The 527-nt window shown below is 58.3% G+C and carries 1 rRNA gene; it reads right to left on the bottom strand.

The window, feature by feature from the left end:
• A 16S ribosomal RNA gene (locus tag ACRYA2_RS26605) occupies positions 1–524 on the bottom strand; the annotation flags it as partial.
• Between the last annotated feature and the right edge of the window lie 3 nt (positions 525–527).

Here is a 527-nt window from a genome sequence, read left to right as displayed (position 1 = left end):
GGCTACGGACGCTTTAGGCCCAATAATAGCGGCCATCACTCGGGCTGCCGGTATTACCGCGGCGGCTGGCACCGGTCTTGCCCAGCCCTTGTTCCTGAACCACCTTACGGTTCAGAAAAGCGAGGACGATATGCCCTCGCACTCGGAGTTCCCTTATCGCACTGTCGTGCAGTGTAAAGTTTTCGCGCCTGCTGCGCCCCGTAGGGCCTGGATTCTTGTCTCAGAATCCATCTCCGGGCTCTTGCTCTCACAACCCGTACCGATTATCGGCACGGTGGGCCGTTACCCCACCGTCTACCTAATCGGCCGCAGCCACATCCTATGGCGCCTGAGCGTTTCGGGCTCTCCACATTCCAGCGTGAGAGCCGTATTCGGGATTAGCCTCAGTTTCCCGAGGTTATCCCGATCCATAGGGCAGTTTGGCCACGTGTTACTGAGCTATCCGCCACGAGTCTGAGCTCGTGCGACTAGCATGGCTAAATCGAACTCCGATAGCAATGGCCTCCGGCAGGATCAACCGGAATGGT

The organism is Halomicrococcus pelagicus, assembly GCF_050954125.1.
The sequence above is the reverse complement of the archived record's forward strand: the minus strand, read 5'-3'. Positions and strand labels throughout refer to the sequence as shown.